This is a genomic window from Tatumella sp. JGM118 (genome assembly GCF_018257515.1).
GTDB lineage: Bacteria > Pseudomonadota > Gammaproteobacteria > Enterobacterales > Enterobacteriaceae > Tatumella > Tatumella terrea.
The window spans coordinates 292373-305242 of record NZ_JAERJR010000003.1 but is presented as its reverse complement, the minus strand read 5'-3'; the positions used below and the strand labels follow the sequence as shown (position 1 = coordinate 305242).

11 protein-coding genes are annotated in these 12870 nt (G+C 53.2%); 10 read left to right on the top strand and 1 reads right to left on the bottom strand.

Features of this window, described 5'->3' with window-relative positions:
• Positions 1 to 286: 286 nt before the first annotated feature.
• Positions 287 to 1144: a branched-chain amino acid aminotransferase gene (locus JK223_RS05515; RefSeq protein ID WP_212713208.1), complete on the bottom strand. Its 858-nt coding sequence runs from the start codon at positions 1142 to 1144 to the stop codon at positions 287 to 289.
• Positions 1145 to 1958: 814 nt separating this feature from the next.
• Between JK223_RS05515 and nnr the strand changes: the two genes are divergently transcribed.
• The 10 genes from nnr to JK223_RS05465 all read left to right on the top strand — a co-directional run bounded on the left by nnr (position 1959) and on the right by JK223_RS05465 (position 12774).
• Entirely contained in the window at positions 1959 to 3467 is a 1509-nt protein-coding gene (gene nnr, locus JK223_RS05510; protein ID WP_212713207.1) for a bifunctional ADP-dependent NAD(P)H-hydrate dehydratase/NAD(P)H-hydrate epimerase, read from the top strand.
• Between the two features lie 3 nt (positions 3468 to 3470).
• Positions 3471 to 3965, top strand: a complete 495-nt coding sequence (tsaE, locus tag JK223_RS05505; RefSeq protein ID WP_212713206.1) for a tRNA (adenosine(37)-N6)-threonylcarbamoyltransferase complex ATPase subunit type 1 TsaE — start codon at positions 3471 to 3473, stop codon at positions 3963 to 3965.
• Complete coding sequence (gene amiB, locus JK223_RS05500) at positions 3962 to 5563, top strand: N-acetylmuramoyl-L-alanine amidase AmiB (RefSeq protein WP_212713205.1); 1602 nt, start codon at positions 3962 to 3964, stop codon at positions 5561 to 5563. The genes tsaE and amiB overlap by 4 nt, the downstream gene beginning before the upstream one ends.
• A gap of 50 nt (positions 5564 to 5613) precedes the next feature.
• Positions 5614 to 7503, top strand: coding sequence for a DNA mismatch repair endonuclease MutL (mutL, locus tag JK223_RS05495; RefSeq protein WP_212713204.1), 1890 nt, complete (start codon positions 5614 to 5616; stop codon positions 7501 to 7503).
• The gene (gene miaA / locus JK223_RS05490; protein WP_212713203.1) at positions 7496 to 8446 is read left to right on the top strand and encodes a tRNA (adenosine(37)-N6)-dimethylallyltransferase MiaA; all 951 of its coding nucleotides are present in this window, start codon (positions 7496 to 7498) and stop codon (positions 8444 to 8446) included. The genes mutL and miaA overlap by 8 nt, the downstream gene beginning before the upstream one ends.
• Positions 8447 to 8543: 97 nt before the next feature.
• Positions 8544 to 8843 (top strand): RNA chaperone Hfq, encoded by a 300-nt coding sequence (gene hfq, locus JK223_RS05485; RefSeq protein ID WP_212713202.1) that lies wholly within the window; start codon positions 8544 to 8546, stop codon positions 8841 to 8843.
• Positions 8844 to 8919: 76 nt separating this feature from the next.
• The gene (gene hflX / locus JK223_RS05480) at positions 8920 to 10200 is read left to right on the top strand and encodes a ribosome rescue GTPase HflX (protein ID WP_212713201.1); all 1281 of its coding nucleotides are present in this window, start codon (positions 8920 to 8922) and stop codon (positions 10198 to 10200) included.
• Positions 10201 to 10292: 92 nt separating this feature from the next.
• Positions 10293 to 11522 (top strand): FtsH protease activity modulator HflK, encoded by a 1230-nt coding sequence (hflK, locus tag JK223_RS05475; protein WP_212713200.1) that lies wholly within the window; start codon positions 10293 to 10295, stop codon positions 11520 to 11522.
• A complete protein-coding gene (gene hflC, locus JK223_RS05470) occupies positions 11522 to 12526 on the top strand; it encodes a protease modulator HflC (protein ID WP_212713199.1) in 1005 nt (334 codons plus the stop codon). The genes hflK and hflC overlap by 1 nt, the downstream gene beginning before the upstream one ends.
• 59 nt (positions 12527 to 12585) lie before the next feature.
• Positions 12586 to 12774, top strand: a complete 189-nt coding sequence (locus tag JK223_RS05465) for a DUF2065 domain-containing protein (RefSeq protein ID WP_212713198.1) — start codon at positions 12586 to 12588, stop codon at positions 12772 to 12774.
• Positions 12775 to 12870 lie beyond the last annotated feature (96 nt).

Below are 12870 nucleotides of genomic sequence, written 5' to 3'. Positions count from 1 at the left end.
GGAATAGCTCAGTTGGTAGAGCACGACCTTGCCAAGGTCGGGGTCGCGAGTTCGAGTCTCGTTTCCCGCTCCAGATTTTCTCCGGTATTTTCTTCCGTTTTACACTTCGCTTTTTTATCCTGTGCTGATTTGCTGATTTGCTGATTTGCTGATTTGCTGATTTGCTGATTTGCTGATTTGCTATGCCTGCAATAGCGGATAAAAAAATCAGCGCACCAGGTACGCTGATCGATATCACCGCAAAACAGGCAAGGCCAACGTTTGTCGGACCTTATCTGCTGTGTCTTCAGCCCTGAACTTTCTCTGAGGCTTCGGTAAAGGCCTGATATAACTCGCGGGCACGGGCACTGACAGGGCCACGGGTCAGCGCTCTGTCTTCGATACGGTTACAGTGCAGAACCTTACCATGGTTGCCGGTACTGAAGATTTCGTCCGCATTCAGGACATCTTCCGGGGTTAACGTCACTTCCTCTACCGTAATACCGTCTTCACGTAACAGGGCAATGACCCGCTGACGGGTGATCCCGTTCAGGAAAGTCCCGTTAGGCACCGGGGTATAAGCGATCCCGTTTTTGACGATCCACAGGTTAGCCGCCGCAAATTCTGCCACATTACCTTCACCGTCCAGCACCACCGCGGTGTAAAAGTCACGCTGGCTGGCTTCACGGATAATGCGTTGTGTGTTCGGATACAGACAGGAGGCTTTGGCTTCTGTCGGGGCCATGGTGGCATCCGGACGACGGAACGGACTGAATGTGGCGCTGAATCCGTTATCATCCGGCAGGGCCGTTTCAAAAATATGCAAAGCGAAAGTGGTACTTTCAGGATCCGGCAGCAGGAACCCGCCAGGAGAGAAGAACAGGACTTTAATATAGTAATCGGTATCGTGAGGAAGCTGTGCCAGTCCCTGGTGGACTAAACGAATGATTTCGTCAGCGGTAATTTTAGGTTCCATTCCCATAGAAAGCGCAGAACGAATAGCGCGCTGACAGTGGGCTTCCAGGTCCGGAAGATGGCCTTTCACAGAGCGTGCGCCGTCAAAAACGGTAGAGGCCATCCATAATGCATGATCGGTAATCCCAATCGCAGGTTTATCTGTTGTGCTCCATTCGCCTTTGAACCAGATAATTTCTTGGTTATTCATTGTTTTCCTCAATACCCATAATGCCCTGTTACCAGGTGGCCGATATAATTAATGTTTTTGTGAACTGTCTTTTGGAATGCCAGACGCCAGTACTAACAGTTAAGCTCAGCTTAGCAAGAAATCAGATATAGCTGAATAACTTCACCCCGCCAGCGGCGTCACTTTTTTTAACACCTGCCGGACGATCGGTAAAAGATCCTGATTTCTGTAAAGGATCCATTTAGCTTATTGATATTTATGATCTCTCAGGGACGGGCGGTTTTCATGGGCGGGTCAGAGTTTGCAGGGTTTGTACAAATAACCAACGGTCGGTATTTGTTAGTGGATTTGATGGTTGCTATCACTGTGTGTTCTCTGCATAATACGCCTCCCCGAAATACAGCGCCGATGGCATGCTATTTCGCGCCGCATTACAGGAAGCCTTTATTTTTACAAAAGATTCATCCTGGCGTGTCATTAACGGGCTTCGCTTCTGCAGTCTGTAAACAGAGTTATCCACAGTTTTATCTTTTTTTTACCCCCCGCTTTTTTGCGCACAGTGATCATTCACGATAGTTAGCAAGCAACTGATTTAAATCATAATGTCTTATTTTTTCTGCAATGTGACTTTAGTCATGTTCTTTCTGTATGCCTTGAATAAAAAAGATATTTTTATTTTTATCCACAGACAGAAATTCTCTGCAAAAAGAAACCCGGTAAAATGATTTAGCCCGGCATTTGTGTGGCAGACAGGCGCCGGTCAGGGACTCACTCCCTATTTTTTCCCGCTATGTTATTCTGTCGCCCTCTCTTTCCCGCGATTAAGAGGTCGTCAATGTCTGAGTATGATCAGGATCTTTCTTCATCATCATCGTCTGTCTGGCCGGTGAAAACCTTCCCTGAACTGGAACGCGCGCTGTGTGAAAGTCGTGGCATTACCTGCTGGCAACTGATGCAGCAGGCAGGTATGGCGGCGTTTACGTGTCTGCGGCAGACCTGGCCCGAAGCACGGCATTTACGCATCTTATGTGGATCCGGAAATAATGGCGGGGATGGCTATATACTGGCGACCCTGGCAAGCATGGCAGGCTATACCGTGAGTGTGATGGCCTGTGATCAAAAGGATCCGCCCGCGGAAGCCGCGCAAGCCAGAGAGCAGTGGCTGGCCTGTGGCGGTGAATGCCAGCCTGCTGAGGGGGAGTGGATCGGCAAAGAAGATCTGATCGTTGACGCCTTGCTGGGGATCGGGCTGAATCGCGCGCCTGAAGATCCTTATCTGTCACTTATCGAAAAAACCCAACAGCGTCAGGTACCGATCCTGGCTCTGGACATCCCTTCCGGTGTGATGGCGGATAGCGGGGCAGTCCCGGGAGCGGCTATCAAAGCCACCGTGACGCTCAGCTTTATCGCGCTGAAAGCCGGACTGCTGACCGGGAAAGCCCGCGACTATTGCGGTAAGGTCATGCTGGATCTCACCGGACCGTTACCCGCGCGGGAACAGGCTACACCGCCAGCCTGGCGCAGGACAGCCGGTGATCTTTCGCGATGGCTGCAGCCCCGGCAGGGGACCGCTCATAAAGGCAATAATGGCCGGTTAGTATTGATCGGCGGCGCCGAAGGGACCGGGGGGGCGATACGTCTGGCTGCAGAGGCCGCCTTACGCAGCGGAGCGGGCCTGGTCAGGGTGCTGACTCACGCTAAAAATGTGTCTGCCATTCTGAGTGCTCGTCCTGAGCTGATGGTGGCAGAAGCTTCAGACGAGAAATTAAAGGAATCACTCGAATGGGCCGATATAGTGGTGATTGGTCCGGGACTGGGGCAGAGCGCCCGTGCCCGTGAGATCCTGAATCAGGTAAAAAAAAGTAAAAAAGACACACTTTGGGATGCCGATGCCCTCAACCTTCTGGCAATCGATCCCGATACACGTCAGAATCGAATTCTTACCCCTCATCCGGGCGAGGCCGCACGATTACTCGGGGTGACGGTCAGTGCCGTCGAACATGACCGGCTACAGGCGGCGCGCGAGCTGACACGGCGTTATGGTGGTGTGGCCGTACTGAAAGGGGCGGGCACAGTGATTGCGGCTTCCGGTGACGGTATGACAATAGCCGATGTGGGAAATCCCGGCATGGCGACCGGGGGCATGGGTGACGTGCTGAGTGGTGTGATTGCGGCACTTGCCGGGCAGAAACTCTCTCTTTATGATGCGGCCTGTGCCGGTGTGGTTGCCCACGGCGCCGCAGCCGATGCGGTTGCCAGCGAATTCGGCATGCGTGGTATGTTAGCCAGTGATTTATTTCTTCCGCTTAGGCGATTTGTTAATCCGGATATGAACGTAAAATAAAGAATGAAAACCTCTGTTATCGCTTTACCTGATGAATCGGCCACTCTGGCTTTAGGCGCATCTCTTGCACAGGCCAGTCACCGGGCCACGGTCATCTATCTGTACGGTGATCTGGGGGCCGGTAAAACGACCTTCAGTCGCGGGTTTATTCAGGCCCTCGGGCATCAGGGAAACGTGAAAAGCCCGACCTACACCCTGGTAGAGCCTTACACCCTGGTAGAGCCTTACACCCTGGGGCAGCGCACTGTTTACCATTTTGATCTGTATCGTCTGGCGGATCCTGAAGAGCTGGAATTCATGGGGATCCGTGATTATTTCGGCGCGGAGGCGATCTGTCTGGTTGAATGGCCTCAGCAGGGAAAAGGCTTTTTACCTGAACCGGATCTGACGATTACCCTGAGTTACGTGGCCGATTGCCGGCAGGCAGAGATCGTGGCCCATACCCCGTATGGGGAAAACATTGTCGCGCAGTCAGGCTCAGACAGGGATGGAGTATGACCTTAGGGCAGTTGTATCGGCATGGACTCTTATTACTCATCCTCCTGTTGCCGGGGCTGAGTGTTGCAGCATCGTTATCCAACATCAGTGTCGATAATGGCGGTTCACTGGCCACGGTGACACTGCATTTTAACGGTAAACCTGCCTACTCATGGTTCTCTCTCCACAAACCCGAACGGGTTGTCATGGATATCAATCAGTCGGGGGTGATTAAAGGCCTGCCGCTGAATTTTAGTGGTGAGAATATCGTAAAGCGTATTCGTACCAGTAAACCGGTCAACACGCACAGTTTCCGGCTGGTCTTTGAGCTGACTCAGGCGGCGAAAACCACCACACGGATGGATGTGCAGGGAAATGATTACCAGGTGATTTTTTCTCTGCGCGGAAGAAACGCCGTCACTTCGGCCGCTAAAGCGACGCCGGCCAGTGATCCTTTCAAAGGGCAGAACGGCGCCACGGCGACCAATACCAACACGACGACCTATCCCGGCGGTAAAGTCCGTAATAACGAGCAGGTGATTGTCGCTATCGATGCGGGACATGGCGGCCAGGATCCCGGCGCCATCGGTCAGAACGGTCTGAAAGAGAAAAATGTCACTATCTCTATCGCCCGTAAGCTGCAAACGCTACTGAACGCCGATCCGATGTTTAAAGCGGTGATGACCCGGACCGGCGATTACTATGTCTCCGTGATGGGACGTTCAGAGGTTGCCCGTAAAGAAAAAGCCAACCTGCTGCTCTCCATCCATGCGGATTCTGCACCGAGCCATTCTGCCACCGGGGCCTCAGTCTGGGTGCTTTCTAACCGGCGCGCAAATTCAGAAATGGCTGGCTGGCTTGAACAGAGAGAAAAACAGTCTGAATTACTGGGCGGTGCGGGTGATCTGCTGGCAAATAATCAGGCTGACCCGTATTTCAGTCAGGCCGTGCTGGACCTGCAATTTGGCCATTCACAACGGGTAGGGTACGACGTTGCGGTTAAAGTCATCCAGCAACTGCGCGTAGTGACGACGATGCACAAGCGTCTGCCCGAACACGCCAGCCTCGGGGTATTACGTTCGCCGGATATCCCGTCCTTGCTGGTGGAAACCGGATTTATCAGTAACCGAAAAGAAGAACGTTTACTGGGGAGCGGGGCGTATCAGGATAAGATTGCCAAAGCGATTTACCACGGCCTGCGCAATTACTTTAAAGCGCATCCGCAGCAATATGTGCCGCAGCGGGAGAATAAAGCGCAACCCGCGACACCGGCAATCTCTGCCACACCAACGGTTCATGTGGTGCGATCCGGCGAAACACTGACGGGTATTGCACGGAGTTACGGGGTCACGAACCGTTCACTGATTGACCTTAACCGCCTGAAGAAAGAAACTGTCATGACAGGACAGCGTCTGAAAATCCCTGCGACCGCGACGAGCCCGCAAAATGTGAACTCCGCTAAACCTTCTGCCATTATCCGGCATAAAGTGGTCAGGGGAGATACACTCAGCAGTATTTCCGCTAAGTATGGTGTGAGCTCAACGCGTATAATGCAGCAAAACCATATGCGTTCTGAAAATGTTATGCTGGGCCAGACACTGACCATCTCTCCGCCATGATCCGCTGACAGAAGAGAACTTCTGGTCATCAACGTTCTGTGAGGAAGGGAATGACAATAAAAATATTACCACCTCAACTGGCGAACCAGATCGCCGCCGGAGAAGTGGTTGAAAGACCGGCCTCGGTCGTTAAAGAGCTGACAGAAAACAGCCTTGATGCCGGGGCGACCCGCATTGAAATAGAAATTGAGAAAGGTGGTGCAAAGCGGATATCCATCCGTGATAACGGCTGCGGGATAGCTAAAGATGAACTATCGATGGCACTCGCCCGTCATGCTACCAGTAAAATCGCCAGCCTGGATGACCTGGAAGCTATCATGAGCCTGGGGTTTCGCGGTGAAGCCCTGGCCAGTATCAGTTCTGTGTCACGACTGACCCTGACTTCCCGCCCGGAATCGCAGGAAGGCGCATGGCAGGCGTATGCACAGGGGAGGGAGATGGATGTTTCTCTCAAACCGGCGGCGCATCCCTGCGGGACGACCCTGGAAGTGCTGGATCTGTTCTATAACACACCGGCACGGCGGAAGTTTCTGCGTACCGAAAAAACCGAATTTACACATATTGATGAAGTGATCCGCCGCATCGCCCTGGTGCGTTTTGATGTGGAGTTCTCCCTCAGTCATAACGGTAAACGCATCCGTCATTACCGCGCAGCCAGTGAGCAGAAGCAGCAGGAGCGCCGGCTGGCGGCTATCTGCGGGTCTGCTTTTCTGGAACATGCCCTGCACCTTGAATGGCAGCATGATGCCCTGGGGCTGACCGGCTGGGTGGCGGACCCCCGTGCGGCGGGCCAGTTCTCAGAGTTACAGTACTGCTACGTTAATGGCCGTATGATGCGCGATAAACTCATTAATCACGCAATCCGGCAGGCGTATCAGGATAAGCTGGGGGCCGATCAGCAACCCGCCTATGTACTCTATCTGACCATCGACCCGCACCAGGTCGATGTCAATGTCCATCCGGCCAAACATGAAGTCCGCTTCCATCAATCGCGACTGGTCCATGACTTTATCTACCAGGGCGTACTGAGTGCGTTACAAAGTGCGACGGAACACCTGCCGGAGATGACGGAGGCCCCGGTAAGCACGGCGGCAGTGAACCGACGGGCCGCCGGGGATAATCTGTACTCTTCGCCACCGCGGCCTGCGGCTGTCGACCGCCCGGTTCCGGGCGATAATAGCGGCAGCATGCAGGGAAAACCCCCCGGCCGTGCGACCGGGACGGCGCCCCCGGCCGCCTATACCGCACCGCGCTATCAGACCCGGGAAGGGGAGCTGTACCAAAAGATGCTCTCTGCGGCTCAGTTACCGCCGTCAGCACAGGAGCAGGTTCCGGCGCCGGCACGGAGTCATCCACGGGAAACCGACGTGCCTTTAGTCTCACACCCGCGAAGTTTTGGCCGGGTGCTGACCGTGCTGCGCCAGGTGTATGCACTGACCGAACATCGGGACGGGGTGCAGCTGATCGCGCTGCCTGTGGCCTCGCGCTGGCTTATCCAGGCGCAGTTACAGCCGGGTGAGACGGGGCTTCGCTCCCAGCCATTGCTGATCCCTGTCCGGCTGAAAGCAGAAAAGTCAGAGCGTCAGGCACTGTCGGTACACAGTGACGCGCTGCACTCTCTGGGGCTGGACTTTGCGACGGATGCCCAGCATGTCACATTGCGGGGGGTGCCTTTACCATTGCGCACACAAAATTTACAAAACTTGATTCCGGAGCTGTTAGGCTATCTTGCCCGACAATCAGAGGTCAGTGCAGAGCAGCTTGCCCGATGGCTGGCAACCCGCTGTAATACCGGACACTCTGAATGGAATCACTCACAGGCTATTGCTTTACTGGCAGACCTGGAGAGGCTGACACCGTCGCTGGTTGCTGCCCCTCCTGCCGGATTATTACAGGCAGTGGATTTAAACAATGTATTTGAAGCGTTGAAAAATGAGTGAATTAAAACAGTCCGGCCGGCCGAAGGCTATTTTCCTGATGGGGCCGACGGCTTCCGGTAAAACGGCCCAGGCCATTGCGTTACGTCAGCAGCTGCCGGTAGAAATTATCAGTGTCGACTCTGCGTTAATTTATAAGGGTATGGATATCGGCACAGCCAAACCGTCAGCAGAAGAACTGGCTCTGGCCCCGCACCGTTTGCTGGATATCCGTGACCCGGCGCAGGCCTATTCGGCGGCAGAGTTCCGCCGGGATGCTCTGAAAGAAATGGATGAAATTTCACAGAGCGGGCGTATTCCGCTGCTGGTGGGCGGTACGATGCTTTATTATAAAGCCTTGCTGGAAGGGTTATCCCCGTTACCTGCGGCTGATCCGGAAATTCGCCGGCAGATAGAAGAAAGAGCGGAAGCGGAAGGCTGGGAAGCGCTGCATCGCGATTTATGCCGGATTGATCCCGAGGCCGGGCATCGTATTCATCCGAATGATCCCCAGAGACTGTCGAGGGCACTGGAAGTTTTTTATATTTCAGGTAAAACTTTAACAGGGCTGACAAAAACATCTGGCGAAGCGATACCTTATGATGTCATACAGTTTGCAATTGCTCCCTCCAGTCGCGAATTGTTGCATCAACGCATCGCATTGCGGTTTGAGCAGATGCTGGCGTTGGGATTTGAGGCAGAAGTGCGAAAATTATTTATGCGGGGTGATCTGCATACAGATATGCCATCTGTCCGCTGTGTAGGATATCGCCAGATGTGGTCATGGTTATCGGGTGAAATCGATTACGATGAAATGGTTTTTCGCGGGATCTGCGCGACGCGACAACTGGCAAAACGGCAAATCACCTGGTTACGGGGATGGGAAAATATCCACTGGCTTGACAGTGATCAACCCCGGTTAGCACAGGAAACGATAATGAAGGTTGTTAGTGCTAACATTGGGTGATTGTGTACAATTGACGGGTTACGGTGCGCAAAATTTTCGCAATTTTAAACTGTTGGTTCTGAAATAATAAACAACAAGCATATAAGGAAAAGATAGAATGGCTAAAGGGCAATCATTACAAGACCCGTTTTTGAACGCATTGCGTCGCGAACGTGTACCGGTTTCAATTTATCTGGTTAATGGTATTAAATTGCAAGGTCAGATCGAATCCTTCGATCAGTTCGTCATTCTGTTAAAAAATACCGTCAGCCAGATGGTCTATAAGCATGCTATCTCGACGGTAGTACCGTCACGACCGGTATCTCACCACACTAATGCGCCGACGGGTGGCAGTAACTATCATAATAATGGAACTGCATCTGCTCAGTCACAACAAGACGGTGATAGCGCAGAGTAATTTGTCACTGTAATTCCAGGGTCGGTGTCCGCAACAAGGTCGCCGCCCTGGTTTTTTTATTAAGAGAGGTTTTCGCTTGTTTGAGCGTTATGAAGCTGGCGAGCAGGCTGTTCTGGTCCATATCTGGTTTACCCAGGACCGGGATCAGGAAGATTTACAGGAATTTGAGACACTCGTATCTTCTGCGGGCGTAGAAGCCCTGCAGGTAGTGACCGGTAGCCGTAAGGCACCCCACCCCAAATATTTTGTGGGCGAAGGAAAGGCACAGGAAATTGCTGATGCGGTCAAAGCGACCGGTGCCTCCGTCGTCCTGTTTGATCATGCATTATCCCCGGCCCAGGAACGTAATCTGGAAGCTATCTGCCAGTGCCGGGTCGTCGATCGCACCGGATTGATCCTGGATATTTTTGCTCAGCGTGCACGTACCCATGAGGGTAAATTGCAGGTTGAACTGGCTCAGTTACGTCACCTGGCGACACGACTCGTCAGAGGCTGGACTCACCTGGAACGTCAGAAAGGCGGGATAGGCTTGCGCGGGCCCGGCGAAACCCAGCTGGAAACGGACCGCCGTTTACTGCGTAATCGCATCAGTCTGATCCTCTCGCGCCTGAGCCGGGTGGAGAAGCAGCGTGAGCAGGGACGTCAGGCACGCGCAAAAGCGGACATTCCTACCGTGTCGTTGGTGGGATATACCAACGCCGGGAAATCCACCCTGTTTAACAAGGTGACGTCGGCCGACGTTTATGCGGCTGACCAGTTATTTGCAACGCTGGACCCGACACTCCGTCGCCTGCACATCGCGGATGTCGGGGACGTAGTGCTGGCCGATACGGTCGGGTTTATTCGTCACCTGCCGCATGATCTGGTGGCTGCATTTAAAGCCACCTTGCAGGAAACCCGTGAGGCCTCTCTGCTGATACATGTGGTGGACGCGGCCGATCTGCGTCTGGATGAAAACATCGATGCCGTCGATGAAGTGCTGGCAGAAATTGAAGCCGATGAAATCCCGGCATTGCTGGTGATGAATAAGATAGACCGGCTGGAAGACTTTGAGCCGCGTATTGACCGTAACGAGGAAAATATGCCGATCCGGGTCTGGTTATCGGCACAAAGCGGAGCCGGCATTCCTCTGCTCTGGCAGGCGCTCTCTGAACGTCTGGCGGGGGAAATTGCGCAATATGAACTCCGCCTGCCGCCTCATGCCGGTAAGTTACGCAGCCGTTTCTACCAGTTACATGCGATCGAAAAAGAATGGAATGAAGATGATGGCAGCACAGGCCTGCACATCCGGATGCCCGTCGTGGACTGGCGCAGGATGTGTAAGCAGGAGCCATCGGTGATTGACTATATTGTCTGATTTAATTTTTCAATACCTGAACGACGTATCTCAGTATCCGATACCACCGCACTTACAATTTTCACCGCAATTACTATAAATGGAGTATAAGCATGGCGTGGAATCAGCCCGGTAATAACGGACAGGACCGCGACCCGTGGGGGAGCAGCAATAAAAAAGGCGGCAACTCCGGGGGTAATCGTGGCGGGCGTGATCAGGGCCCCCCTGATTTGGACGATATTTTCCGTAAACTCAGCGAAAAACTGGGAAAATTTGGCGGATCAAAATCGGGCGGTGCCGGCCAGCCGGGCGGGAAAATCGCCGGCGTGGTTGTACTTGTAGCGGTGGTTGTTTGGGCAGCCAGTGGTTTTTACACTATCGGTGAAGCAGAGCGTGGGGTAGTGACCCGTTTTGGTAAGTTCAGTCATCTGGTTGAACCCGGGCTGAACTGGAAGCCGACCTTTATCGACCATGTGCGTGCCGTGAACGTTGAAGCGGTCAGAGAGCTTGCCACCTCAGGTGCGATGCTGACGTCTGATGAAAACGTGGTGCATGTGGAAATGAACGTGCAATACCAGGTCACCGATCCGGAACAGTATCTCTATTCCGTCACCGATGCCGATGACAGTCTGCGCCAGGCGACAGACAGTGCCTTACGTGGCGTCATTGGTCGCTCGACGATGGATCGCGTGCTGACGGAAGGGCGTACGGTAGTACGCAGTGAAACCCAGCGTGAAATCGAAGAGACAATCCGTCCTTACCATATGGGGATCAGCATCCTGGATGTGAACTTCCAGGCGGCCCGTCCTCCGGAGCAGGTGAAAGCCGCGTTTGATGATGCAATTGCTGCCCGGGAAAACCGTGAACAGTACGTGCGTGAAGCCGAGGCATATGCGAACGAAGTCCAGCCAAGGGCAAATGGCCAGGCCCAGCGTATTCTGGAGGAAGCCCGTGCATATAAAGAGCGGACAGTCCTGGAAGCGCAGGGGGAAGTCGCTCGTTTCTCAGAAATTCTGCCGGAATATAAAGCAGCCCCTCAGATAACCAAAGAGCGTCTGTATATCGATACGATGGAGCGGGTATTATCCGAAACCCGTAAAGTGGTGGTCGGTGATAAGAGTAATAACCTGATGGTACTGCCCCTTGATCAATTAATGAATGGCGGATCGTCGGCGCAAAGTAACGGGACCCGTAAAACAGTACCTCCGTTAAAAGCGCCATCAGCGACTTCTTCGGCAACCAATGCACGTCGTGAAGCGTCGTCATTGTCGACGGAAAGCATTATGGATCAGCGCAGAGCGAATGCACTGCGTAATGATGGCCTGCGCGAAGGAGAGGAATAATGCGTAAATCTGTAATAGTTGTCGCAGTGGTCGTGCTGGTCCTGCTGTTTACCTCAATGTTTATTGTGCCGGAAGGGCAGCGGGGGATCGTTGTTCGCTTTGGTAAAGTATTACGCGATAATGAAAACAAGCCTCTGGTCTATTCGCCAGGCCTGCATTTCAAAATCCCGTTCTTTGAAACAGTAAAAACCCTCGATGCGCGTATTCAGACCATGGATAACCAGGCGGATCGTTTTGTCACCAAAGAGAAGAAAGATCTGATTGTCGATTCCTATATTAAATGGCGTATCAGTGATTTCAGCCGTTACTATCTGGCGACCGGCGGCGGCGATATTTCTCAGGCGGAGCTGTTACTGAAGCGTAAGTTTAGTGACCGTCTGCGCTCAGAAATGGGCCGGCTGGATGTGAAAGATATTGTCACTGATTCACGGGGTCGTCTGACAACGGATGTGCGTGATGCACTGAATACCGGGAGTGCCGGAACGGATGATGAAGTTCAGACTCCGGCCGCAGACGATGCTATCGCCAGTGCGGCAGCCCGGGTAGAGAAAGAAACTCAGGGCAAAGTCGCGGCCGTGAATCCGAACAGTATGGCGGCACTGGGTATCGATGTTGTTGATGTCCGCATCAAACAAATCAACCTGCCGGCTGAAGTTTCGGATGCGATTTATAACCGTATGCGTGCGGAGCGTGAATCTGTTGCCCGTAGCCAGCGCTCGCAGGGGCAGGAAGAAGCGGAAAAAATTCGCGCCCAGGCGGATTATCAGGTGACAAAAACACTGGCTGAAGCGCAGCGTCAGGCGCTGATCACCCGGGGTGAAGGGGATGCAGAAGCGACGAAACTGTTCGCGGATGCCTTCAGTAAAGATCCGGACTTCTTTACCTTTATCAGAAGTCTGCGTGCTTATGAAAATAGCTTTAAAGGTGATCGTGACGTGATCGTGATGAGCCCGGACAGTGATTTCCTGCGCTTTATGAAATCACCCGCTCAGACGACTCACTGACAGACGGTATTAAATGTTCAGGCCGGCCCTTCGCCGGCCTTTTTTATTGGATGGAGAGTATGAATTCAACAATATGGACGGCGCTGGCCCTGGTATTGGTGCTTGAAGGGCTGGGCCCGATGTTATATCCGGGCGGCTGGCGAAAATTTATTGCCGCGATGACTCGATTACCGGATACCTTACTGCGTCGTTTTGGCGGCGGGCTGGTGGTGGCTGGCATCGTTATCTATTACATGGTGAGCCGCTGATTACCGGAAAGGGCGGGTGTTGCGGCCTGTGACGGGATGCTGCAGATAACAGTATGATGAAAATTGCGTCAAAAAAAGTGCGCAATCGTATGCTAA